The organism is Microcoleus sp. K1-B1, from assembly GCF_036704705.1.
In the GTDB taxonomy this organism is placed as follows: domain Bacteria; phylum Cyanobacteriota; class Cyanobacteriia; order Cyanobacteriales; family Microcoleaceae; genus Microcoleus.
The window spans coordinates 1-24302 of the sequence record NZ_JAUBSH010000054.1 but is presented as its reverse complement, the minus strand read 5'-3'; the positions used below and the strand labels follow the sequence as shown (position 1 = coordinate 24302).

The following is a 24302-nucleotide window of genomic DNA, read 5'->3' as shown; positions in this document are numbered from 1 at the left end:
GGCGGTGGCGTCAGGGTTCCGGGTGGGGGCGATCGCGATCGGGGGTGCGCCTCCCATCCCACCACCAATTAACCTTAATATCCGATTGAGGTAATTGTAAATAAGCTCCAACAGGTATTATGGTTATATAACCGGATTTGAACTTGCCAGCGAGATGGCGGGGTTTCACCCTACGTGTTTCGTTTGCACTACCTACCGCAACAAACTTAGCACTTCTATTATTTGAAGCGCTTATAAATAGTTATGACTGGCGGCAGCGTTACCCGGTTTCTGAGAAAAATCTTGGACAAAGGCGACGAAACATCCGCTCAAAAACCGGGTTAATCACCCCGCCCGCGTAAGTCTTAATAGCGTTAGCGGCTCCTAAAAAGAGCTGCCTTCGCAGATAGTCAATGTTCTAGTCTTAGATATAGAAAACCACTAGCGTCAGTTATGGATAATTGGAATTCGCAATCGGGAGATGTTGAGTGGGTAGATCAGGTTTACCAACTATTGCTGGAGATTGCTCGGAGCTCCCTGTCAGATATCCCCAGAATCCCGGAAAATATCACTGTTAAGGCTATCCCTCTGATCCAGAAGGTACAAACCATTCAGCAAAGACCTGACGGGCAAGTGTTCAAATCAGGTTCCTTTTCAGTAAACGATCACGAATGGGTCGATCGAGTCTGCCAACTATTGGTAGAACTAACCAGCGCATCTTTGTCGGAACAGCCCAAAATGCCGGAAAACCTGGCAGGCAGATCTTTAGCCCTGGCAGATCGAGCACAAAAAATTAAAGAAGATATCGAAGAAAATGCAGCCCAAACCCCAGCAGATGAAGATGACAATTCCGTACAGTCTCCAGACGCGCTGCTTTCCCTCTTGCACCACAGTTTGAAAACTCAGCGCGCCAAAAGCTACAACCCCGATGCCCCCGAATGGCAGCAAGTCTTGAGTCTGCTCGACGTAGTGCAGTCAATTTACAAGCAAATCCAAAATTAAATTCCAGCTTAACTCAGGCGCGTCTTGATTGTCCCAGAAAGCTGGCTTTTAAAGGCGGTTGCTATTTGACATAAAATTTTTTTTGCCCTAGCCCAAACATTTCCGATTATTGCGCTTTTGTCAACTACACTAGGTTTAATCGGTTCTAGGGCAAGAGAACATGAGCGGAGAAAACATCGGCGATTTGTCAAAAGAAATATTAGCCGATCGCTATCAGTGCGATCGGCGGCTCGGCAAGCAAGCAGGAAGGCAAACCTTACTCGCCCGCGACTTAAAAACCCAAAAGCAAGTAGTAGTCAAACTCCTGTCATTCAGCAGCGACTTTAACTGGGAAGACTTAAAACTGTTCGAGCGAGAAGTCGAAACCTTAAAATCCCTATCCCATCCCGCAATTCCCCGATATCTCGACTCCTTTGAAATCGACACGCCCAAGCGCAAAGGATTCGCCCTAGTTCAGACTTACATCGCAGCCAAATCCCTACAAGAATATCTCTCAGACGGCCGCACCTTCAGCGAAAGCGAAGTCAAACAATTAGCAACAGAATTATTAGACATCCTCGCCTACCTGCACCAGCGACAGCCCCCAGTGATTCACCGCGACATTAAACCCAGCAATATTTTACTCAAGAATCGATCGGGAAACAGCGTCGGCGAAGTCTACCTAGTCGATTTCGGCGCTGTTCAAACCCTAGCAACGCAACAGGGAAAAACAGTCACCGTTGTCGGCACGTATGGCTATATGCCGCCCGAACAATTTGGCGGGAGAGCAGTTCCAGCTTCCGACTTGTACAGCGTGGGAGCAACATTAATCGCCTTAATTACCAAGCAGCATCCTGCCGACTTGCCACAGCAAGATTTGCAGATCGAGTTCGAGCAATTGACCAAACTCAGTCCCGGTTTTACCAATTGGCTGAAGTGGATGACGCATCCGAGTTTAGAATGCCGTCCCGCCTCAGTCCAAATAGCAAAAGAAGTTCTAGAAAAACCACAGGAAATAAATAAATATTCCCAGACATTGAGACTGGGAAAAACGCTAGATACCTCTAGGTTGTTCAAGAATGCGATCGGGCGCAGCACTTGGATGGGCACTCTAGGTGTAGGAGCTTGTGCAGCAATTTACGGCACCTTTCTTTTGCCGGTAGTGGCGACAATTCTCGGAGGATTTATCGGTCTTTTTCTGGGCTTGCTGCTGGGGTTGGGAAACGGAATAATCGTAGGAATTGTGACCCGCTTGTGGTTTTTTCCCCTAACTAATCCCAAACTTCACCGACAGGTTTTAACTGCAATTAGTATTGTACTCTGTACCTCGATCAGCATCGTCTACTTTCGGATAATGGGTTGGAATAAGCTAAACGATTTGAGTTTTGAGATTATTTTCTTGCTAGCACCGTCGCTAATTGCAGGACTGTCAATGGGGGCAAGTAGCAAGTCTATTGCCCGGTGGTATCAAAAAGAAAGTGGACTCTAATCTAAAATTTACAGTTCTGGACGCACTCCGACTCCTAGAAACCGGGTTTTTACGAAAAGACGCGTTAGAACCGCCAGACTCGCTAAAAAACCCGGTTTCTGAACCCCGACGTTCCCCTCACACTCAAATTCATGTAAAAAATATGACTAGCAAAATATTAGCAGAACGCTACGAAGTGCAGCGGCAACTAGGAAAACAAACTGGTCGCCAAACGCTGCTAGCTCGTGACTTACAAACTCACGAATTAGTTGTTATCAAACAGCTATTCCTCGGCAGCGATTTTGAATGGCAAGACCTCAAGCTATTTGAACGGGAAGCGGAAACTTTAAAAGCACTTTCTCACCCAGCAATTCCGCGCTACCTCGATTACCTGGAAATTGACGAACTAAACAGTAAAAGCTTTGCCCTGGTACAGACTTATGTAGAGGGAAAAACTTTGCAAGAGCATTTGCGATCGGGGCGTACTTTTAGCGAAAGCGAGGTAAAACAATTAGCTAAATCGCTGTTAGCAATTTTGAATTATTTGCACAAGCAAAATCCGCCTGTTATTCACCGCGATATTAAACCTAGCAATATTTTACTGCATAGCAGATCAGGTAACTCGGTTGGACAAGTTTATTTAGTTGATTTCGGTTCGGTGCAGAACCAAGCTGCAAAATTTGGCGGCACAATTACAGTAGTGGGAACTTACGGGTATATGGCACCCGAACAATTTGGCGGGCGCTCGGTTCCGGCTTCTGACCTCTACGGTTTAGGTGCAACTTTAATTTATTTGGTAACGGGTTTGCATCCCACCGAACTGTCGCAGCAGGATTTGAAAATTCAATTTGCCGATCGGGTACCGCAGGTCAATCCTAATTTAATAGATTGGCTGGAGTGGATGACAGAACCAAGTTTGTCCAAACGGTTATCTTCGGCTAGGGAAGCATGGCGAGGGCTTAAAAATCCCCACCTTATAAACAAAAGTCCTATGGTGGTGCTGCAGCCACAAGGCAGCGATATTAAACTTACAAAAAATTCGGAGTTTATAGAAATTGTAATTCCGCCACCAGGCATCGGTTTTGGTTTAATTGCCACGCTTTCGGCTGTGGTATCTGCGAGTCCTGTCTCATTTATAGCAAGGGATATGTTGAGCGATGCGTTAAAGATAAATTCCCAATTTTTTATAATAATATCAGGAAGTTTGTTATGTATGGCAGGACTAAAGTTGATATTTGCACTATTTAGGGAAAGGCGCCTCAGAATTGATCGCCAGCAAATCTCCTGTAGCAGCCATCTACTGGGGTTGAGATGGAATCATGCCAAGCCATCTCCCAGGAACGAGATTTGCCAGTTGGAAATTCAACAACGTGAATATAGAAACAGCGGTATTGGTGTAAAAGTTATAAAAGTTATGATTTTTGCTTTTTCAATCCCTAGAGAGTTATATCAAGCGGCATCATTACTTATGCAGGAGAGCCACTCGGAAGTGAGATTCGGGAAAGTCTATCAGATGATAGTTCAAGCAGGCAACCACAAATATCAGTTAGGAGAGAAGGAGGGACTAAGTGAATCAGAAATCAAGTGGTTAGCAACAGAACTGAGCCAGTGGTTGAGATTGAAAATTCAAAGAACTTTGACAGACGGTCAAAAGAAGAGATCGATGTGAAAATATCTCCCTCGCCCAAACCAAGCATTCCCCTCTCAAACTGTGGGATGGGCGTCCCGCCCGTCCGCTCTCTCTTGTGTGGGATGGGCGTCTCGCCCGAAAGCGTGTATTCTCCCCGCAGGCGACACACTCCCCCGCTTTCGGTCAATCTCATGCAGCATCGATCCCGATCGCCCGTAAAATGCTATCAAAGGGATTTGGCAAGTAGCACTCATCCCAATCATCTGTTAACTTGGAGATATTGTTGTGGACTTATCGCTAATTCCGGCACAGCCGAAACCAGGACTGCTCAACGTCCTCATCGAAATTACTGCCGGTAGCAAAAACAAGTACGAATTTGATAAAGACTTGCAAGCCTTTGCTCTCGATCGGGTGCTTTCTTCCTCAGTCCAATATCCGTGCGACTACGGCTTCATACCCAATACCTTAGCCGATGATGGCGACCCCCTCGACGGCATGGTGATGATGGATGAACCCACATTTCCAGGGTGCATAATCGCAGCCCGTCCGATCGGAATGCTGGAAATGATCGACGGAGGCGACAGGGACGAAAAACTTTTGTGCGTTCCCGACAAAGACCCCCGCTATGCTCACTATAAGTCCCTCAAAGACGTAGCCCCCCACCGCTTGGACGAAATAGCCGAATTTTTTAGAACCTACAAAAATTTGGAGAAAAAAGTCACGGAAATTCTGGGTTGGCAAGATGTCGATCAAGTAATGCCCTTAGTGGAAAAGTGCATCGCAGCCGATCGCAAATAAGCCCCTAGCCCGCACTCCTCGACTGCAACCCGACTAAAAACTCAGGGGGCCGAACTTAAGGCGATGCTGCACGTGAGGCGATGCAGTCGAGGAACGGGTAGCTAGAAGGTCAAATCAGTCGTGAATGCCGACTCACCGGAACAGCATTCCTAAAAACCGCGCCCCGCCCCCAATCTTGAAAAAAATACTACTCCTAGAGTAAGATGAAGCGCAAATTCTACCCCTGGGAAATGCGTTCTACGTTGGAGGAAATTTTACCCTAACACTTAGAGCGATCGGCGCTATCTTAATGTCAGAACACAGAACACGCCGGGCAGCCCGCATGATGCAAAAAATCATCTCTCAAGCGTGACATCTCCTAAACGAATCGGTAAGGTTGAGAATTCTAACAGCCCAAGTATTAGGCACTCGAATAGTTTCCCGATCGAGGGCTTTATTATAGTACAGATTGCTAAAAACTAAAAAGTAAAAACTAAGATTTCAACTCCCAAGTTCCAGCCCCCAAAACTAAAAAAAATGCCAGATTCCGCACCCTCTCTACCCAATCCACAGCCTTCCGATCACAAAGCCACTATGGAAAATAGTCCTTTGACCGAGTTTGTCGTTCAGTTTTGGGGCGTGCGGGGCAGCATCGCCACCCCCGGCACCAAAACACTGCGCTACGGAGGCAACACCTCCTGTGTAGAAATGCGCTTGGGCAAAAAACGCCTGATTTTTGACGGCGGCACCGGTCTGCGAGTTCTGGGCCTCAATCTGCTGCGACAAATGCCGGTGGAAGCCCATATGTTTTTCAGCCACACTCACTGGGATCACATTCAAGGGTTTCCGTTCTTTACTCCCGCCTTTATCCCAGGGAACTGCTTTCATATTTACGGTGCGATCGCCCCCAACGGCACTACAATCAAACACCGTCTTGCCGACCAAATGGTGCACCCCAATTTTCCCGTCCCCATCCAGGTGATGCAGTCAGACCTGAAATTCAACGATTTGACCCCTGGGGATATTCTCGAACTCGATGATGTGAAAATAGAAACGGCACTGCTGAACCATCCCAACACCGCGATCGGATATCGAGTCACCTGGGAGGGACACACAGCCGTCTACTGCACCGATACAGAGCACTTTCCCGATCGCCTGGACGACAACGTGTTACACCTAGCTCGCAACGCCGACGTGCTGATTTACGACGCCAACTACACCAACGAAGAGTATTACGACTTCAAAACCCCAAAAGTCGGCTGGGGACACTCGACTTGGCAAGCAGGAGTAGAAATAGCCAAAGCTGCTGGAGTCAAAAAAATCGTGATGTTTCACCATGATCCGGGTCACGACGACAATTTTCTCGATCGTACAGAAGCAGAGGTTCAGGCAGCGTTCGCCAATAGCTGCTTAGCCCGCGAAGGCATGAGTATACCTGTAATTTAACCAAACATAAATTCAGAATTATGAAACAGGAAAAACCCCGCAAACGTCGCAGAGTAGGCTTGCGGGGGCTTTACTCAACGTTGCTAGTGTTGATAATAATCTGCTGTACCTGTGGCGGATGGGTTGCTGCTCAGACTGCCTACTCTCGCACTCCCGCGCGACTTGCTCAGGTGTCTTCGATCGAGGATACTGGTACGGTCGATCGTATCCCCGAAGCCTACCAACTCGGACAGCAACTTTATCTAGAAAACTGCGCCACCTGTCACATCGCTTTACCGCCGCAAGTCTTACCTACAGAAACTTGGCGCAGATTGCTGCAAGATTCCCAACACTACGGACAAACCATCAAACTGCTAGTAGACCCGCCCCGCCTGCTAGTCTGGAACTACCTGCAAACTTTTTCCCGTCCCCAACCCAAAGACGAAGAACTCGCCTACCGAGTCGCCAGTTCTCGCTATTTCAAAGCTTTGCACCCCAAAGTCAAAATGTCACAACCCGCAAATATCAGCAGTTGCGTTACTTGTCACCCCGGTGCATCTAAATACAATTTCCGCAATCTTACCGCCGAGTGGCAAAACTCTCCGTAGCGAAGATTAAGCTGAAGTTCCCCCCGTAGAAATACTGACAGGTGGGTTAAAACCCTTGTGCTGCTTTGTGTTTCAGCTTATGAACCAGAAAACACGTACCCATGTAAGACTTGCCATCAAAAAGCAATCGCCCTATAATGGCATCAGACACTCGATCGGATGAAACCCCCGCTACATAAGCGTTTCAGCGATTGTACCCATGTACGGTGGCTCTAAAATGCTTAGAAGTCGCACATTGAGACAGTTTCAAGTTTTTGCCAGGGGGGAACTTCAGTTTAAAACCTTGCGATAAAGGAGACAGCCAAACTTTCCCCCCTTTAACCAATCTCGGCCCGCAAGTCAAAGAAAACCAATATTGACTCCAATGCAGCTTACGCTTACTGGGCCTCGCACCTTACAAATAACCTCTCGCTTTACCCTCATCAATAACTCTGACGGCTAACGGTGAAGTTTTGCGACTGCCGATAACGTCTATTGCCAAACCGACCAAACTCGCTAGTCCGTTCCAACTGAGATGTTCCACCATTGTCAATAAGCCTTTGATGAACGGGCTCTGGGGCCCGTTCCACAAGAGGAAAATCTACTCTTTGTGGAACAGGCCGGAAAGCCTGTTCTTGAGAATGGTGCCCGATGTGAGTTCCAACCGAGTGGTTAGCTGCTGCTTGAGTGGCATAGAAGTAAAAAATCTGTGCTTTTAACTACTTTTTGACAAATTGTTATGATATCTTAACTTTAGCGGAGGCTAGTTCAGACAATTTAAGAAGCCTGGTTATCAAGTAACCTGATTTATGATTGACCGTAAAAAAATTCAACTGCAATGGGAAAGTTATTGGTTTAAAACCTTTGGGAGATGGCGATCGTGTCCATTGAGCTGCCCAGTAGACAGACCTCATCCTCGGCATATTTTTTGGAGTTTGATTGGCAGTTTTTTGGCAATTACTGCAACGTCCTATCTTGCTCTAAAAACTAATTCTCCTTTACTAATGGCTCCGTTTGGCGCTACAAGCGTTCTGATCTTTGGTGTCCCTGACAGCCCTTTGGCTCAACCCCGGAATGTCATTGGGGGCAATTTCTTCGCTGCTCTCACCAGTTTAATGATTCTGCATTTTCTCGGTTCTTCTCCCTGGGCGATGGGAATGGCTGTTTCTAGTGCGATCGGCATTATGCAGATTACCCGAACTCTACATCCCCCTTCGGGAGCAGTTGCCTTAGTCGTCATGATGACCCAACCAGACTGGAAATTTTTGCTAACACCTGCTTTTGAGGGCTCAATAATCTTGGTCTTGTGCGCCGTCATCTTTAATAATTTAGCGGCAGAAAGGACGTATCCCAACCACTGGTTATAGCATTGTCTCTAATTCTCTCATCCTTCCCTTGGGAGCACTACCCAAAATCTGGATGCTCCCTCGATTCCTTCTTCCTTTTTCGTTCTTTCTTCCATCCGTTACATCCCGATTCACTGCGAGTTGCCGAACTTCCTTCTGCTAGATCAATCAAAAAACACTGATTTGTCCGGCGTTGGTCGAAATCCCTTTTGAAAGCGTTCCCATGACTGCTTTAACTGAGTCGGCGCCGGATATTCTTTATCGTAAACCACCAGGACATTCGTCAAATTCCGTCCCGGCGGCAATAAAATCTGCCCTTGATGAGCCAAACTAACCGAAGCGCCCCCGTCCAAATTCATCGCTTCAAAACAGCCGATCGCCTGCATAACTTTAGCTTCTGCTTCCAAAGACAAACTATCAAGAAAAGTCACCAAAAATAACTTATCTCTCGAAGCCGGAAAGCCGATCGCCGTTCTCGAACCCACGCCCAAAACACCAGCATCTTTAAAACCTTCAGACAAAGGAGACAGCCAAACTTTCCCCGCTTTAACCAATCTCGGCCCGCAAGTCAGAGAAAACCAATATTGACTCCAATCCGGCTTACCTTCAGTTCTAGCCGTCACCATTTCCAATTGATTTCCCGCTTTAATCCCCAAAGTTGTGCCGTAATTTTCCCATCGGCTATATTTCAGAAACTTACCCGCCGCCACCATATTTCCCAGCACAGATTTCTGCTCATCTTTACCAAAAAAAGTCCCGTTAGCAACAACAGCAGCCCGGTAACGCGACACCATATTTTCAAAAGGTTCGTCGCCCCGCGTTACTTTAGAACTATTGGCAAAATCTGCATTATTAGCTAACCCAATTGTGAGATAAATTTCTGGGTCTGCAAGGTCAATAGTTGTGAGATAAAAAGTAGCGCCAGCTACAGTTTTTCTGCTGACTTGTACAGGTTTTGCTTGCTTAGCAGAACGTTTGATAATTTGAGGTTGAGACGGCTGCACAGCCGGAGAATTTTCTGGCGATTTTACAATAGGATTACTGGGCAGAGGTTGATTGGTTTTTGCCGATTTTACAATGGGATTGCTGGGCAGAGGTTGAGGAGTTTGATTTGATTGTATACTTGATAAAAAAGCGAGTGACTTTTGCCACAGTTGACCTGCCAGAGTCAAGAAACTATCTCGGTTTTGGGCGATCGCAAAATAGTCAGCCGCAACCCGCGCCAAAGCTATGCCCGTTAAAAATAAAAAAGTGCGCCGCAGCATCGGGCGACAACCTTCAGACTGTTTGCGTTTAGACATAAAAAAATCTCAGCTAGGATAGCGAACAGTTTTCTATGGCTGTGACTACAAAAGGCGATCGCCCGAATTCTGAAACTAGCAGTAGCAAGGTGCTCCATCGCGCACCTCACCACTAATTCACAACTCAAAACTATTTGCCTAGCCGGTATTCCGCATCCCCGCAGCAATACCATTAATCGTCAGCAGAGCTCCCCGCAACAATTCACCCTTGCTATAACGCGAGTGAATCACCCCCGGAACCCCGCCACTACCGTGCTGCCGCAAGCGTTTCAGCAGCGAAACCTGCAACAAGCCCAAAGGCACAATCGTCGCATTTCGCAACTGCACCGATCGCTGCAGCGATGGATCTTCGTCCAACAAACGTTGGTGTCCGGTAATTGTTAAAACCAAATCGCGAATCAAGTGAAATTCGGCAGCAATTTGATCAAATAAAGCCTTAAAACGCTCTTTATCAGCAGGCAAAGCTAACTCCTGCACGTAGTGTTCTGCAATCTGCAAATCCACCTTCGATAAAGTCATTTCCACCTTAGAAATTACCATTCTAAAAAATGGCCATTTCAAGTAGAAATACTGCAAAAGTTTCATGTGTTCTTCTGGTTCCTCCAGCAAAAACTCTTGCAAAGCTGTGCCGACACCGTACCAAGAAGGCAGCAAAAAGCGGCTTTGAGTCCAGCTAAACACCCACGGAATTGCTCGCAAACCGCTGATGTCTTTTTTGCCACCGCGACGGGCCGGGCGAGAACTAATTTGCAACTGGCTGATTTCTTGAATCGGGGTAACTTGGTGGAAGAAATCGACTAAATCCGGCTGTTCGTAGATTAAATGGCGGTAGTGCGCTCGCGATTTCGCCGACAACTCCTCCATAATCTCATTCCAAGGGTCGATGCCATCAAAACCAGTGTGCAGCAAACTAGCTTGAATTACCGCCGCCGCCACAGTTTCCAAATTGTAAAGCGCCAACTCCGGCAAAGAATATTTAGAAGCCAAAACCTCGCCTTGTTCAGTAATCTTAATTCGCCCGCTAATACTCTTTCCAGGCTGAGCCAAAATTGCCTTGTAAGCAGGCCCGCCGCCGCGCCCTACAGAACCGCCTCGGCCGTGAAAAATTCGCAACTCCACACCGTGTTGTTCCGCAACCATTTGCAAAGCCTTTTGAGCTTTGTGTATTTCCCAATTGCTGCTGAGGAAACCAGAATCTTTATTGCTGTCCGAATAGCCCAGCATCACCTCTTGCAATTTGAGAGTTTCGATGGGACATTGGATATTTTCTTCGCTTTTTTCCGCTAGTTCCTGCGCGTATCCTCCTGCTAGCAAAGCGCGATAAAGCGGCAGTTCAAATATTTTTTGCATTACTTCCGGCGCTTTTTTCAAATCTTCCACCGTTTCAAACAGGGGAACTACTTGAATGTTGCTAATTCCTGTCGCCGGATCGTAAAGTCCCGCTTCTTTTGCTAACAGCAAAACCGCCAGTAAATCGCTGACATCGTGGCTCATGCTAATGACGTAAGTTTGGCAAATTTCCGGGCCAAACTCCTGCTGCATTTGCCGCAATATTCGGAAGGTATTGATCGTCTCGCAAGTTTTGGGAGAAAAGGGCAATTCTGCTGGAATTAAAGGGCGACGAGTTTGCAGTTCAGTTGCCAGCCAAATAATTCGATCGCATTCCGACATTTGATTGTAAGGCTTGGGCAAAATTTGCAAGTATTCAGCAATTTCCCTCAAAGCGTCGGAGTGTACAGTTGACTCTTGGCGAATATCTAGGTAAGCCAAATTAAACCCGTAAATTTCTACTTGGCAGAGCAGATTTTCCAAGTCCCGACAGCTCAAACCTGTTTCCACTAAATTGTGCTCGATGAGCTTGAGCTCGGTCAAAAACTCAGCGCCCGATCGATAAAGGCCGGTCATTCCGGGATTTGCTGACAAAGCTTCGCGCTCCCGCTGCAACTCGTCTCCTTTGTAGAGCCGCCAATTACGATCGCGCGTATTTTCCAGTCGCTGCTGCACGTAGGCCAGCTTCAACCGATAAGGTTCTTGCCTATAGCGAATCGCCCACTGCTCGTAAACCTCCGGGAATTCCGATTTGTCGCGATCGAGAGATTCGAGCAATTCCGGCAGCACGTCGCTCCAGTGCAGCGACAAACTCAAAAGTTCGTTCAGCCGCTTCACCGCCGCGATGTACTTCTCTAGCACCAAGTGGCGCTGATAGCAAGCCGTTTGCCAAGTAACTTTTGGAGTCACAGAAGGATTGCCGTCCCTGTCGGAACCCACCCAAGAACCGAACTTGCAAAAATTGTAACTCGGCGGTTTCAGATAAGGATAAGAAGCGTGGAGCGCTTGCTTTAAGCGCTGGTAGAGTTCGGGAATAGCATCAAACAGAACTTCCTCGAAGTAGTGGAGAGTGTACTCCACCTCGTCAAGTACAGTCGGCTTGAACTGGTGCAGTTCGTCAGTGCGCCACCAGAGGCGAATTTCTTCCATCAGTTGCTCTTGGAGAGCCGCCGCTTCCCAGCAAGATACCGGGTAGGGGCTTTGAGAGTCTGCCCCGATCACCTGAAATTTCTCGTCAACTTGGTCTAGCTGTTGGAGAATCTTCGCCATTCGTCGCTGTTTGGTGCGGATCGTGTGGCGAACAATTTCCGTCGGGTGAGCGGTGAATACCAAGCGGATGTCTAACTGATCGATCAAGCGCTGGATTTGCTGGCTGGGGACGTTCAAGCGCAGCAGCATCGGGAACAGTTGGTGAAAAGTTCCCGCATCTCGGGCGATCGTCTCGCTGCTGTCTGCACCGCGAGGAGTAATTTGGGCTGGGACTGGGCCTTCCCGGTGGCGGGGGCGATCGGGGGCATCAGTTGCTTGTCCTGGCAGCTTAGAAAACATCCGCCCACCAGCATCGTTGCTGCTAGCGTAAGCTAGCTGTTGGTCTCGCTGTTCGTAGTGCTGTTCGACAATGTTGATCAACTGAAAATACAGTGCAAAAGCCCTAGCGGCGCGGATGGCGGCGTTGAGATCGAGCTTTTCGATTAGCTGTACGACATTCGACTCGCGAAAGTGAGTGGCTTGTCCCTCGGCGGAATTGACCGATCGCATTTGTTGGAGCAAATCCACCAATTCCTGCCCGCACTCCTGTCGCAGCACCGATTCCCACAAGTCCTCTACAACTTTGAGGCGATTTCGCAGAAACAGGTCTGATTTTGAGTAAGCGGGAGAATGGGAAATAGATGTTGCATCAATAGCCTGTTCTGAAGACTGGAGGACTGAACTCATCGGGCTGTTCCTCAATAGCTGCGGGTGTCAAGAAAATTGTATGGTTTAGTTTCGCCTAAAACACTTTTGTTTGCAGTCAAATTTGAGACAACTTCTTGCAACGTAGAAAGTAGAAGGCACTTATGTACAAAGTATAAGGAAAGATTAATTCTTAGACCACAGATTGTACCTATTGTCAAGCTTTCATATCACTTTACTTGCGATTTTAGATTTTAGACGATCGGCGTGAGACGTTCTGCCAGGGGTCAGTTGAGTCGCGCCAAGTCGAACAATTTGAGATTTATTCCAAAGATGAATCTGGGGAGTTGAACTAGGGTCGAAAATTTTTATCTCTCCCCGACTCCTGTCGGGGGCTGGTATCCGTTTTTGGGCGGGGTCAAAAAAATTAACTTCTAGCTGCAGCATCCTTCCTTGGGCTTTCTAATCCTGTGATTGAGGAAAGTTGAGTACGGGAAGGCGCGAACCCCGAAAGACTTCTTCGCTTTCAACGCCGATCGACGAAACAAACTCAGCAGCAGCTTTAGCCACCACCAACCCGCCCAGCATTGGTAAGGCGACCAAGCTCAATAAAATGTCTGAGGGAACTGGCAATTTTGGACTGTTAGGTGTTTGAGTTTTGAGCAAGTCTTGGTTTTCCGACGGCATAAATTTCTCCTGTGTCAATCCGTAATCCTCAGTTTACAAGGGAAATAATCATCTTGACCGCTGCTTTGTGACTAATGACTTCTGAGCTCAAATCAGGTGACATCCGAATGATATGCTGCAAGCGATCGTCCCCGCCTAGCCAAGTCTATAAATATCTTCTCGCGAGATCTTAAGCTCGCACTCGGAAAAAAGGTTTTGTATAAAATCGGGATACTCCCCGAATGCGATCGATCGTGCGACTCTCTCCCCGTAGCCCAGCGATACCACAGCACTACAGTCGGAAAATAATAGACATTTCCAGAAAAGCCAGTCTTGAACAGGCAGGATGCCTGTTCCACAAGAATTATGAGAGAGATCTAATTATTATTCGGATGCAAACGGAAACGATATGACTAATGACGAATAACTTGTTGCTTGGCTTAATTTGGGCCTATCTGTGCCAAAATGTCGAGGTATTATCAAAAAAATATTCCCCAACGGCTCGAAGCCGAGGGGATACAAGGCAAGACACTAAGTCCAGCATGGCTTAAACCAGACAAAACGGTGAGGCTCGGCAAATCAAATAATTGTCGGTAAAATCTGTATCTGTGCTATTTCTAGAAAACAAAACCAGCTTTGGCAAAATTTAGAGTTTCATGTTGAATGCGAACGGGAGCATATTGGCAGACAATCCATCAAGCGCCTCGCAGTGGGCGCAAGAAGCTTTAGGGCTTCCCGAAGTTCAAGTACAAGCGCGTTTGCGGGGAAATCACCTGCACATTTTGTGCGAAGCAGCGCAGTGTCCGTCTCAAGAATTGGTGACGGCGAGATTTACCAACGCCCTCGAACACACGGATTTAACGCGACTGCTGCCCGATCGACCTAAAATTTACCAGTTGTTTCTGTGCGGCCGCAAAATCGGTTCCCGACAAAATGACTGGACAGTCCGGCTCGATTGCAGCAGTCCCAAGCGACAGCAACAGCAACAGCCACAGCAACCGGAACCAAAAGTTGCCGAAGTGCCGCCGCCAGCGAGTTCCCCCGACGAACCGCCAGCAAGCCCTAAAAAAGGCGGATTTTTCGGCAAATTTAAGAATGACAACCAGAAACTCAAACAGACACCAAAACCAGTAGAAACAGCAGCCCAACCGCCGCAAGTACGGGAAGAACTGGATTTTGACGCCGACAGTCTGCCCATCGCCTCCCGCATTCAATACCCAGAAGCTTTTGAAACTTCCCCCGTGACGATCGACACTTCGGCTGCTGCGACGCGGGAAGCTTTTAGTTCCGCCGTTCCCCCGCAGCAGAAAGCTAACCGTGGCGCGGTTGCTTTGATTCAATCCCCCGAAGCTGACTCAGGCGAGGGCGATCGGGATGGAACATTAACGGTTTCGCCGGAAACTTTGGCGCGCCGGGGCTATCCAGATGCGATCGCCAGCTATCTCAGCGAAATCCTCGGGCCGATGGGAGTTTCGGTGAAAGTAAGCATTCGCGAAAAAGAACTCAAAAGCAGCCGAGAAACCCTGCCGGTGAATGCGCCGGAAAATATCAAGCCCAAGGAACGCCGACTGCTGGTGCTGTGCGAGTCAGCTTACAGCCCAGACCCCTCATTGCTGGCCGAACCCATCGCCGGCAGGCTACGGAAACTGCAACTAGAGGATTTCCGGGAAGCCGTGATCGCCAGCCAAGTCAGCGGCGAAGCGAAGCCGGACTGGCTGCTGCGGGTGGATTTGACTTCGCCGGACAAAATTCTCAAGGAATGGGCCAGGTGGGGAGACGTACAGTCGATCGCCAAACTGCTAAATCAACACTTGGCTGCATCGAGAGTCGAAGTGCGGGCCACCCTCAAAGAAGCAACCCTCCACCTGTTTTGCAGCAAAACTGCCAAAAAAGGACAAAAGCCTAAACGGCAAGAATACCCGGATAAGCACCAAACCACCGACGCGATCGCCCCTTTGTTAGCCTCCTTTGCGCCCCAAGGCATCCGCGCAGCTACAATCTACGGCGTAGAACCAGCCAAGGACTCTCAGACGGCGCCGGAGTCCCCGGTGTGGATAGACTGGGTGGACTTGCCTGCAGCGCACCACCCCGACTTGGCGGCAAACGCTAGAACGCTGGCGATCGAGGGCGACCAATTGGCTTTGACTTTTTTATTGAACAGGTTGCTCAACCCCAATCTCAGACGCAAGCTGGAAACAGGAGGGATTCGGGCTGTCGTGCTGCAAAAAGGCAACGTGCTGCACGTCATGACAGAAGCTCTGACTTGCCCTTCTCAGTCGAAGGTAGGCCCGCCGGTGGCGAAATTCTTGCGGCACTTACAAATTCCGGGAGTGGCAGGGGTGCGAGTCTACGGACGCCGCGCGGGTCAGAAACTGCCCCTGTGGCGCTACGCAATCGACCTCAGAACGGCTGTTGACGAGGAATCAGCGACGACACCCGCACCGGTTCCCTCGCAAGGGGCTGTGTTGGAAAAGGAACCGGTACCCGACTTTGCGCCGGCGGAGGATGGGAGTTTTTCGGGTTTGGGCGACAATTTGGTGTTCGATGCTCCGATGCCCAACTCCTGGCGGCCCCGCTTCAAAATCAGACTCCCCGGATACAATCTGGGCGAGCAATTAGTTCAAGCTGCGGTGCAACCGCTTGTCGCTTCGGGTTTGTTTGTTCCCAACGATGGTTTATCAACGAATGCTGCTGCGCCCGGTGGCGTGAGAGCCGATCGCGCGGCGGGAATGGCTTTGATTTGGGCGATCGCTGGCTGTGTGCTGACTTTCAATACCGATTGGCTGCTCGGTCTATTTCTGCAATCTGCGACGGTCAGTCAAGCTCCTAGCGTCTCCGAAGTTTGCCGCGGGCCAAATTGTCAAAATTCAGCTCCCAAGGCTTTGGGCGACCTTACAGCCCGACTTCCGAACGAAACCGCGAACCCCGTTCCCCCTTCTGGGGAGGTGAATTTACCTCGAATTCCGTTGCAACCGTCGCCGGAAGCAAACCAGCAAGAGGCTTTCAATGGCTCTGGGTTTACGAAACCGGGAAATACTAGCGTTCCTGTAGCTGATGTTTCTGCTCCTCCGGTGTTCCCGACTTTGAGGAGCGAGCAGCTTGACGATCAGATAGCGCGCTATCAAGAGTACATTCACCTGCACAAAAAACCGCCGGATATTTTAATTGTCGGTAGTTCGAGGGCACTGCGGGGCATCGATCCGGCGGTTTTGGAAACAGCTTTGGCAGCTTCGGGGTATCCGGGGCTGAGGGCTTATAATTTTGGGGTTAATGGAGCTACTCTCCAGGTTGTAGATTCGATCATCCGCCGGATTTTGCCGCCGCAACAACTGCCGAAATTGTTGGTGTTGGCTGACGGGGCGAGGGCTCTCAACAGCGGGCGGCCGGATTTGACTTTTAGTGCGATCGCTTCTTCGGAAGGTTACAGGCAATTGAGCCGGGGTAGTTTTCTGATCCGCACCAATCAATTAGAATCCGAAACATCGAAGGAAAGCGCCAACAATCCGGTGGCGACTGCGACTGAATTGGTGAACAATTTGGGAGAAGCTCAAGCTAATGTTCAGCAATTGGTGAGTCAAAAGTTGGTTGAGGGTTCTGCAACTTACAAAAAGCGCGATCAACTTAAAGGGTTTTTGCGATCGATCGCCAATCCATCAGCCCCTGTTGCAACCGACAGCCCCCAAACCGCAGCCCTGGGTGAACAAACAACTGAAAACGTTCAGCCCACTGCTGCGAGTAAACCAGTCAGCGAGTATCAACCAAATGGCTTTTTGCCGATCGATATACGCTTCAATCCCGAAACTTACTTTCAGAAGCACCCGAAAGTATCTGGTTATTACGACTCCGACTATCAAAATTTTAAATTGGTAGGCGAACAAGCTCTAGCACTCAAAAATCTGATCGAATTTACCAAAGTTCGCAACATCAATCTCGTGTTTGTGAATATGCCTCTGACTGAAGATTATTTAGACCCGGTGCGGACAGGTTACGAACAAGAATTCCGGCAATATATGCAAGAATTAGCAGCTCAAAGCGGACTAATTTTCCTAGATAAGAGTTTATTGTGGCCCCAGGCGCGGGAATCTTTTTCCGACCCCAGCCACCTCAACCGTTACGGTGCTGTTGCAGTTTCTAAGCGGTTGGCTCAAGATCCCATGATTCCCTGGCCAGCGCAACAATAGTTTTGAGTTTTGAGTTTTGAGTTATTTTAGAAGTTAAATGAGCCCAAAGTTGCGAGTGCTGCGCGACTATCTCAAAACTATTCTTTCCGGCTGCTGGATACTGACAATGAAAAGATTGATATTTCCTGAAAATAGCAAGAATCAACATATCAAAAGTCCCAGAAAAAATTGGCCTTTGATATTTTTTATATTATCTTTAGCATTTTTCTGTTTCAGTTTGTATAAAGGTTTCTTTTTACCTTTAGCTTTATCATCTGGGCCGCCCAGCAACGAACAAAGTAGCGAACAGCAAACTCTGGCACCCTTTGAACAGGTGGTTAAAGACGCGCAAAAGTTAGAGGGATTATTTACCCTTTACCGCAATCAAGCAACTGATAAAGTATATCTGGAAATTAAACCGGAACAATTCAACAAAAAGTTCCTATGCTTTGTGACATTGGCATCGGGTTTGGGGGAAGCGGGCATTTTGAGCGGAATGCCGATCGGCGATTTCTTGTTTCAACTGCGGCGCGTCCAAAATAACGTGCAGTTTGTGATACCAAATATAAATTTTCGCACAAGTCCGGGCGACCCGCAAGCAGGTTCGGTAGCACGGGGATTTAGCGAGTCGATTCTCTATTCTTTGCCTCTCAAAAGCATTCATCCGCAAAGACAAACTCTGCTAATCGATTTAGGAGATTTGCTGATGAGCGAAAAACGCGATTTACCAGGGGTAAAAGCGATTTTGCCGATGCTTTTGGGCGCTTCTTACTCGATCGATGCAGACAAGTCTTCTTTTAAAGATGTTAAAGCGTTTCCGCTGAATGTGGAAATTGCTTCTGTCTATGGTTTTTCTAGCGATAATGACAGTGAACTTAACTATTTACCTTCGGTTCCTGACAGTCGGGCTTTTAACCTCCGCATTCACTACAGTTTCTCGGAAGTGCCGCTAAATAACGGCTACCGCCCCAGACTGGCGGACGAGCGAGTGGGCTATTTTCTTACAGCATATAAGGACTTTTCTGACAAAAGCAGCCGGGAGCCTTTTGTGCGCTATATCAATCGCTGGCATTTGCAAAAGCAAATCCCGACGGCGCCGATGTCGCCTCCGGTACAGCCGATCGTCTTTTGGATTGAAAATAATGTGCCTGTGGAATACCGAAACGCAATCCGCGAGGGCGTTTTGGCGTGGAACAAAGCTTTTGAAAAGGCAGGTTTTACTGAGGCAATTCAGGTCAAACAAATGCCGGACAATGCTAAATGGGACCCGGCTGACGTTCGCTACAATACTATCCGCTGGTCGAGTTCTTTTGAGCCTCAGTTTGCCGGCATCGGGCCGTCTCGTACTAACCCGCTGACGGGGGAAATTTTGGATGCTGACATTCTGTTGGATGCTAATGTTGTCCGGGAAATTAAACAGGGTTATCGGTCTTTGGTGGAACAAAATCGATCGCTATCTAAGAGTTTTCAAGGGCGAAACGGTTCTAATACCAATCCCTGTCAGTTCGGGATGTATTCTCGCTATTTGAAGGTGCTAGAAAATGGGGATTTAGGAAAAAGCAGCGGGGAAAATGCTCAAGGTGGAATTGCTGATGATTTGCCGACTTTGGTAGAAAGATACCAAGAGCAAAAGCGAGCTCCTTTATCGCGGTTGATGTCGAGTTCGGATATGTGTTTTGGGTTGGAATCGAGCCGGCAGTTTGCGATGGGGGCAATGTCGATGGATCTGTTGGAAAATGCAGCGCCTAGCAGTGGGACGATTGACAATTATGTGAATGAATATATCCGATTTTTGACAGCCCACGAAGTCGGTCACACTCTCGGTTTGAGGCACAATTTTCACGGGAGTACGATGCTGCAACCGGAGGATTTGAACAATACTCAGGTAACTCGCACGCAAGGTTTGGTAGCGTCGGTGATGGATTATGTACCGATTAATTTGGCACCTGCCGGAACTGTGCAAGGCGACTATTATCCGACGATTGTAGGGCCTTATGACGATTGGGCGATCGAGTATGGTTACAAGGTGATTGGCGGCCCAAACCCGAACAGCGACTTACCAACGCTGCAACAAATTGCCAGTCGCGCTGCGGAACAGCAATTATCTTACGCGCCGGATGAGGATTCTGTGGATATTCTCGATCCCGCTGCAAATACTTTTGATCTCAGCGCCAATATGCTGAGGTATTCGCAATGGCAATTGGATAATGCGAGGGCGATGTGGAAGCGTTTGGAAAAGCGAATTCCGGTTGGGGAAGACGGTTATAACGAACTGCGGGTGATGTTTGATTCGGTGTTCGGGTATTATGTCAACCAAGTGATGAATGCGACTTTGTATGTGGGGGGACAGTCGTTTAGTCGGATTCGCCCTGGCGATACTAATGCGAAGTTGCCGTTTGTGCCGATCGAACTTTCTCAGCAGCGAGAAGCTTTAGCAACATTAGAGAAGTACGTTTTTGCCCCGGATGCGTTTAGTTTTGCGCCGGAATTGCTGAATAAATTGGCGCCTTCGCGCTGGGAACACTGGGGAAGTCCGGCTTTGGTGTTTCCTCTAGATTACCCGATCGGCGATCGAATTACTTTTTTGCAGCGGTTTGTGTTGCGGGTTTTGCTATCTCCGATGCGCTTGGCGAGGCTGCGGGATGCCGAGTTAAAATCGGCGCCGGAAACTGCTTTGAGGTTGCCGGAAGTGTTGAATACTGTGCAAAAGGATATCTGGCAAGAGGTTTTGCAGCCGGAAAAGAAGATGCAAATTTCAACTTTTCGGCGTTCTTTGCAGCGGGAACATTTGGCGATTTTGATCGGAATGGTGCTGCGAAAAACGAGTGTTCCAGAGGATGCGCGGAGTTTGGCTTGGTACGAGTTGCGGCAGTTGCGGGAGGGTTTGAGCAAGAGTATTCGGAATTTGGATCGGAATGCTGATGCTTATACGCGGGCTCATTTGGAGGAAACGCGCGATCGAATTTCTAAGGTTTTGAATTCGCAAATTCAGTCGAATTAATTTGGGGTTCAGAAACCGGGTTTTTGAGGAAGATATTTCGTTGCCGCCCGCTGATTCGGTAAAAAACCCGGTTTCGGAGAATCTTAGTCAAGTTAAAATAATTCTGAACTTGCGTCGTATACGATAGATAGACAGGGAAGCTAAAAAGAATAGCCCTTATGCCTGCCAAAGACCTTTATCACGATATTGTCTGCACTGCCCTCATCAAAGATGGCTGGACAATCACTCATGACCCACTGATTCTAAAAATTGGGGGCCGCTCGGTCTTTGTCGATTTGGGGGCCCAGAAACTAATTGCGGCTGAACGAGGGTCTGAAAAAATTGCGATCGAGATCAAAAGCTTTCTGGGCCCTTCGCCCATTAATGACCTCGAAAATGCTTGGGGGCAGTTCTTTATGTACGCCAGAACGCTGCAAAGACGAGAGCCAGAGCGTCGTCTATACCTAGCTGTTAATCGCAACACCTTTGAAACGTTGTTTAAAGAAGAAGCTGGGCAATTGCTGCTAGAAGAACCAGGTTTTCGCCTGATAGTTTTTGACCCAAACACGGAGGAGATTATCCAATGGCAACCGCAAATCAACCTGTAGACGAATGGCGTGAGACGTTGGAGAAAATTCTCCAATACTATGCGGATCTTCCTTATACTTATGGGGATGTGATTACCTATGTGGTGGTCAGCCGCGATCGCAACCATTTTATGCTGATACATGAAGGTTGGGAAAATCATCTGCGAGTTCATGGTACTGTGGTTCACGCCGAAATTCGCAATGACAAAATCTGGATTCATTATGATGGCATTGAAGACGGCATCACTGATGAACTCGTCGCCTCTGGCGTACCCAAAGATCGGATTGTTCTGGCTTTTCATCCACCGGAAGTCCGAGAGTACACTGGATATGCGATCGCATAGTTTCTCCTCTTGACGAAAATTTTAGATAATATCAGCTTGATAGCGTATATCGTACCTTAATAATTTTTTGGCAATACTGAGTACCTTACAGATAAGTTAGAAACACTAAACTTCTGTCATGGCAAGAATTTGAGCGATGGTTAATACCAACTGAGGAAAAGTTGGAGAAACAATAATGGCTTCTCCTTGATATCGCTGTGCCTGATATTCACCATCGATTAAGCAGTTGATGGTCACTGTAGACTGTTTTGGAGAACCGATATACTGAACGCCTCCCAACCCTGCATAATCAACGATCCAATACTCCAGGATTCCTAAAGTTTCATACTCATTCAATTTGATGCGGTAATCATCCCGCCAATTCGTACTGACAACTTCGATCGCCAAGGGAGGTGGAATATAGGCAGCAGCAGAGGCAGAACTTTGACGCATTCTGACCCATTCTTCCTTGGCAAACACCACAATGTCGGCTTTACGACTCGATTCACTTTCGCCCGGGGCAGCGTTCAATCTGACTTGTTTACTTTGTCGAGGAACGTAGGGAAGGTTCAAGGATTGGCAATGATCTACCAAGAGACGACATAAACCATCGACGACATCCTCATGTTTGGCTGTGGGTTCACTCAAGGGCATGGCAACTCCATTGACTAGCTCGAATGACCTACCTGAGTCGTCATCCCAGTTGAGAAATTCCTCGAAGGAAAGGGTTTTTTGGGCGATCGCAACCATTGATATTAACCTTTTGCGTAGGTTGGCTCTCTGTTGTCTGTTTCCAGCTTAACGTGAGGTAGAGAGATAGATCGCTGCTTTTGTAGGGTGCGTTAACGAAGTATATCCTAAACTTTGACACCTCTTCTCGGTTTTACTGCCCGCGTCCTGCTTTGCAATCTACGAAACCTAATGCTTCTGTGTCGAGAAAACTGGCGATCGAAATGGCGATCGCGCTTCTCGGTTGCGATACTTCAGACGGGGAATTGAGCCGTCTCCGGGGCGATCGTACAAACTCTGATAATCTTGCCAGGTTGCAGGTAAGCACACGACAGAACCCGCAGCCCATTGAATTTTTTATGGTGAGATGAGGGCAAGCATGGTCTAAGCTGACTTTTGCAGCCATTGATTTTAATGATAGATCGTGAGGCATTGAGTGCGATCGAATTTGAGCCTTGCCGGTTGCTCGATTTGATTCTCGACTATTCCAACCTGTGTGCTTGCTTTATCTAATCGGTGTTTCACCAGGTATTTCACCCTCAAGAATTGTCTCTTCAAGAATTGTCTTTTCAAGATTCGCCCCTTCAAGATTCGCCCCTTCAAGATTCGCCCCTTCAAGATTCGCCCCTTCAAGATTCGCCTCTTGAAGATCCGCCCGTTGAAGATGCGCCCCTTGAAGATTCGCCCCTTGAAGATTCGCTCCTTGAAGATTCGCCCTTTGAAGCTCCGCCCTTTGAAGATTCGCCCTTTGAAGATTCGCCACTTCAAGATTCGCCCCTAGAAGAAGCGCCCCTTGAAGATTCGCATCTTGAAGATTCGCCCTTGGAAGATGCGCCCGCATAAGCCTCACCTCTTCAAGATTCGCCCCTTGAAGATTCGCCGATTGAAGATTGGCAAATGTCAGTTGTGATAATTGAAGATTTGACCCCCTAAAATCCGCATCATAAAAATCTCTCGCATACAAAATACATCTTGATAAATCTAAATAGCTCAGGCAATAAAAAGAAATGGGATTTGAGCCTCCTGTTCTTTGCCCTTGGAGTCTTGCGAGTAATGTTCCAAAAGCGTCAGGAGAAGGAAAATTAATTTTCGACAGCTTTTTAGTTAAACGATTAAAAACACCTAAAATAGCAAGCAAACTATCTTCGGAATTGCGGGCTTGTCGATTCTCTTCCTGAAAGTTAGGTCTGGGGTCGAGGCGATCCATTGGCATTCCATGCCGCAGCATGAATTCAATTAGATCACAGAAGGTCTGCTGCCATTTAGCAACATCAGAGGAATCTTGCAGATGCTCCAAGCGCACTTCATCCAAAATAAAGTTGAATAGATCTTCATCCATTGCAGATGAGCCACAGAGAATTGCCCAACGTTCTAGCGCCTCGCGTTCGTCCCAGCCTTCATCCGGATCTGTCTGGCGGTCTTCTAACTTTTTGTGAATCAGCCGCACCTCTCGCACAATTCGTCTTGCCGTCAGATATTCACCAAAGCTTTTGTGGGTAAATTCAAAAGTCTTTTCACCAGAGCTATCGTTCCCACTTTGACGGAAGTAAAAAGCAGTCAATAAGCGCGTAATGCTAGCTTTGGAATCATCTTGGAAGCCTCTTTGAAAAAGGGTTAATAGTTTTTTCAGACCACTATTATCACAGTGGCTTTGAATCTCTTTGACAGTAGTAGTTCGTCCATTACCATGCCAGGAAGCTAAAGCAATTTCTTCGAGAATCCGAACAAAATCTTTCTCCTCAATTCCTTGAATCGCAGCGTGTTGAGCGGCAGCCCAACCGCGTTCATAAATAGCTTTGAGTAAATCAGCATAGACCGCATTTAGGTTCGTTTCCTCCGACAACTTCAGTTCACCTCGTTGAAGGCTAAGGGCAACTAAATAATTAAGCAGGGGTTGAGCTGTAATCTCAGTCAGATTTCCTTGGTTTAGCTCTGGCGGTAAACCAGTATAGCCACTTCCACTTGCTTTACCATAGTGCTGCCACCAAAGCTGTCGTTGGTCTTCCTCTAGTAAATTTTTGGTATCGACATACTGCTGCTGGCGGTCATCTTCGGGTAAAAAGTAGGGTGCATCTCACTTTTGCGAATGTGTCAAAAAAGAGTTAAAATGAAAAAGCTAGTAAAATCGTCAAATAAAGATG

The 24302-nt window shown here is 47.8% G+C and carries 19 protein-coding genes; 11 read left to right on the top strand and 8 right to left on the bottom strand.

Going from position 1 to position 24302, the window contains the following annotated elements:
* Window positions 1-10: 10 nt before the first annotated feature.
* Window positions 11-169: a hypothetical protein gene (locus tag QUA83_RS19210; protein ID WP_333295148.1), complete on the bottom strand. Its 159-nt coding sequence runs from the start codon at window positions 167-169 to the stop codon at window positions 11-13.
* Between the two features lie 263 nt (window positions 170-432).
* Here QUA83_RS19210 and QUA83_RS19205 point away from each other — a divergent pair, with 263 nt between their 5' ends.
* The 3 genes from QUA83_RS19205 to QUA83_RS19195 all read left to right on the top strand — a co-directional run bounded on the left by QUA83_RS19205 (window position 433) and on the right by QUA83_RS19195 (window position 4097).
* Window positions 433-981, top strand: a complete 549-nt coding sequence (locus QUA83_RS19205; protein ID WP_333295147.1) for an inorganic pyrophosphatase — start codon at window positions 433-435, stop codon at window positions 979-981.
* Window positions 982-1141: 160 nt separating this feature from the next.
* The gene (locus tag QUA83_RS19200; RefSeq protein WP_333295146.1) at window positions 1142-2449 is read left to right on the top strand and encodes a serine/threonine-protein kinase; all 1308 of its coding nucleotides are present in this window, start codon (window positions 1142-1144) and stop codon (window positions 2447-2449) included.
* Between the two features lie 142 nt (window positions 2450-2591).
* Window positions 2592-4097 (top strand): serine/threonine-protein kinase, encoded by a 1506-nt coding sequence (locus QUA83_RS19195; RefSeq protein ID WP_333295144.1) that lies wholly within the window; start codon window positions 2592-2594, stop codon window positions 4095-4097.
* A gap of 35 nt (window positions 4098-4132) precedes the next feature.
* Here QUA83_RS19195 and QUA83_RS19190 read toward each other — a convergent pair whose 3' ends face one another.
* Entirely contained in the window at window positions 4133-4312 is a 180-nt protein-coding gene (locus QUA83_RS19190) for a hypothetical protein (RefSeq protein WP_333295143.1), read from the bottom strand.
* Window positions 4313-4343: 31 nt separating this feature from the next.
* Here QUA83_RS19190 and QUA83_RS19185 point away from each other — a divergent pair, with 31 nt between their 5' ends.
* The 4 genes from QUA83_RS19185 to QUA83_RS19170 all read left to right on the top strand — a co-directional run bounded on the left by QUA83_RS19185 (window position 4344) and on the right by QUA83_RS19170 (window position 8214).
* Window positions 4344-4856 (top strand): inorganic diphosphatase, encoded by a 513-nt coding sequence (locus QUA83_RS19185; RefSeq protein WP_006634582.1) that lies wholly within the window; start codon window positions 4344-4346, stop codon window positions 4854-4856.
* 516 nt (window positions 4857-5372) lie between these two features.
* Complete coding sequence (locus QUA83_RS19180) at window positions 5373-6281, top strand: MBL fold metallo-hydrolase (RefSeq protein ID WP_333295141.1); 909 nt, start codon at window positions 5373-5375, stop codon at window positions 6279-6281.
* Window positions 6282-6301: 20 nt separating this feature from the next.
* A complete protein-coding gene (locus QUA83_RS19175; protein WP_333295139.1) occupies window positions 6302-6868 on the top strand; it encodes a diheme cytochrome C in 567 nt (188 codons plus the stop codon).
* Between the two features lie 788 nt (window positions 6869-7656).
* Window positions 7657-8214: an HPP family protein gene (locus QUA83_RS19170; RefSeq protein WP_333295138.1), complete on the top strand. Its 558-nt coding sequence runs from the start codon at window positions 7657-7659 to the stop codon at window positions 8212-8214.
* Window positions 8215-8357: 143 nt separating this feature from the next.
* On the opposite strand, the gene QUA83_RS19165 is transcribed toward QUA83_RS19170, so the two are convergent.
* The 3 genes from QUA83_RS19165 to QUA83_RS19155 all read right to left on the bottom strand — a co-directional run bounded on the left by QUA83_RS19165 (window position 8358) and on the right by QUA83_RS19155 (window position 13403).
* On the bottom strand, window positions 8358-9494 hold the full coding sequence (locus QUA83_RS19165; RefSeq protein ID WP_333295137.1) for a phosphodiester glycosidase family protein: 1137 nt from the start codon (window positions 9492-9494) through the stop codon (window positions 8358-8360).
* Window positions 9495-9632: 138 nt separating this feature from the next.
* Window positions 9633-12758 (bottom strand): phosphoenolpyruvate carboxylase, encoded by a 3126-nt coding sequence (gene ppc / locus QUA83_RS19160; protein WP_333295136.1) that lies wholly within the window; start codon window positions 12756-12758, stop codon window positions 9633-9635.
* Between the two features lie 420 nt (window positions 12759-13178).
* Window positions 13179-13403, bottom strand: coding sequence for a hypothetical protein (locus tag QUA83_RS19155; RefSeq protein ID WP_333295135.1), 225 nt, complete (start codon window positions 13401-13403; stop codon window positions 13179-13181).
* Window positions 13404-14038: 635 nt separating this feature from the next.
* On the opposite strand from QUA83_RS19155, the gene QUA83_RS19150 reads away from it, so the two are divergent.
* The 4 genes from QUA83_RS19150 to QUA83_RS19135 all read left to right on the top strand — a co-directional run bounded on the left by QUA83_RS19150 (window position 14039) and on the right by QUA83_RS19135 (window position 21453).
* Window positions 14039-17563, top strand: coding sequence for a hypothetical protein (locus QUA83_RS19150; protein ID WP_333295134.1), 3525 nt, complete (start codon window positions 14039-14041; stop codon window positions 17561-17563).
* A gap of 106 nt (window positions 17564-17669) precedes the next feature.
* A complete protein-coding gene (locus tag QUA83_RS19145; protein WP_445301790.1) occupies window positions 17670-20543 on the top strand; it encodes a zinc-dependent metalloprotease in 2874 nt (957 codons plus the stop codon).
* Window positions 20544-20701: 158 nt separating this feature from the next.
* Window positions 20702-21130 carry an element excision factor XisH family protein gene (locus tag QUA83_RS19140; protein WP_333295130.1) on the top strand — a complete coding sequence of 143 codons (429 nt, stop codon included), beginning with the start codon at window positions 20702-20704 and terminating at the stop codon, window positions 21128-21130.
* Window positions 21106-21453: a XisI protein gene (locus QUA83_RS19135; protein ID WP_333295128.1), complete on the top strand. Its 348-nt coding sequence runs from the start codon at window positions 21106-21108 to the stop codon at window positions 21451-21453. Before QUA83_RS19140 ends, QUA83_RS19135 begins: the two co-directional genes overlap by 25 nt.
* A gap of 105 nt (window positions 21454-21558) precedes the next feature.
* Here QUA83_RS19135 and QUA83_RS19130 read toward each other — a convergent pair whose 3' ends face one another.
* The 3 genes from QUA83_RS19130 to QUA83_RS19120 all read right to left on the bottom strand — a co-directional run bounded on the left by QUA83_RS19130 (window position 21559) and on the right by QUA83_RS19120 (window position 24004).
* A complete protein-coding gene (locus QUA83_RS19130; protein WP_333295127.1) occupies window positions 21559-22182 on the bottom strand; it encodes a Uma2 family endonuclease in 624 nt (207 codons plus the stop codon).
* Window positions 22183-22350: 168 nt separating this feature from the next.
* Window positions 22351-22491, bottom strand: a complete 141-nt coding sequence (locus tag QUA83_RS19125; protein ID WP_333295125.1) for a hypothetical protein — start codon at window positions 22489-22491, stop codon at window positions 22351-22353.
* A gap of 175 nt (window positions 22492-22666) precedes the next feature.
* Window positions 22667-24004, bottom strand: coding sequence for a pentapeptide repeat-containing protein (locus QUA83_RS19120; RefSeq protein ID WP_333295124.1), 1338 nt, complete (start codon window positions 24002-24004; stop codon window positions 22667-22669).
* Between the last annotated feature and the right edge of the window lie 298 nt (window positions 24005-24302).

Bases quoted from the DNA above. Each gene is read 5' to 3' on its own strand.
- QUA83_RS19180 (WP_333295141.1), top strand. From the start codon at position 5,373: ATGCCAGATTCCGCACCCTCTCTACCCAATCCACAGCCTTCCGATCAC.
- QUA83_RS19190 (WP_333295143.1), bottom strand. From the start codon at position 4,312: ATGAGTGCTACTTGCCAAATCCCTTTGATAGCATTTTACGGGCGATCG.
- QUA83_RS19205 (WP_333295147.1), top strand. From the start codon at position 433: ATGGATAATTGGAATTCGCAATCGGGAGATGTTGAGTGGGTAGATCAG.
- QUA83_RS19140 (WP_333295130.1), top strand. From the start codon at position 20,702: ATGCCTGCCAAAGACCTTTATCACGATATTGTCTGCACTGCCCTCATC.
- QUA83_RS19130 (WP_333295127.1), bottom strand. From the start codon at position 22,182: ATGGTTGCGATCGCCCAAAAAACCCTTTCCTTCGAGGAATTTCTCAAC.
- QUA83_RS19150 (WP_333295134.1), top strand. From the start codon at position 14,039: ATGTTGAATGCGAACGGGAGCATATTGGCAGACAATCCATCAAGCGCC.
- QUA83_RS19200 (WP_333295146.1), top strand. From the start codon at position 1,142: ATGAGCGGAGAAAACATCGGCGATTTGTCAAAAGAAATATTAGCCGAT.
- QUA83_RS19170 (WP_333295138.1), top strand. From the start codon at position 7,657: ATGATTGACCGTAAAAAAATTCAACTGCAATGGGAAAGTTATTGGTTT.
- QUA83_RS19135 (WP_333295128.1), top strand. From the start codon at position 21,106: ATGGCAACCGCAAATCAACCTGTAGACGAATGGCGTGAGACGTTGGAG.
- QUA83_RS19175 (WP_333295139.1), top strand. From the start codon at position 6,302: ATGAAACAGGAAAAACCCCGCAAACGTCGCAGAGTAGGCTTGCGGGGG.
- QUA83_RS19145 (WP_445301790.1), top strand. From the start codon at position 17,670: ATGAAAAGATTGATATTTCCTGAAAATAGCAAGAATCAACATATCAAA.
- QUA83_RS19165 (WP_333295137.1), bottom strand. From the start codon at position 9,494: ATGTCTAAACGCAAACAGTCTGAAGGTTGTCGCCCGATGCTGCGGCGC.
- QUA83_RS19195 (WP_333295144.1), top strand. From the start codon at position 2,592: ATGACTAGCAAAATATTAGCAGAACGCTACGAAGTGCAGCGGCAACTA.
- QUA83_RS19155 (WP_333295135.1), bottom strand. From the start codon at position 13,403: ATGCCGTCGGAAAACCAAGACTTGCTCAAAACTCAAACACCTAACAGT.
- ppc (WP_333295136.1), bottom strand. From the start codon at position 12,758: ATGAGTTCAGTCCTCCAGTCTTCAGAACAGGCTATTGATGCAACATCT.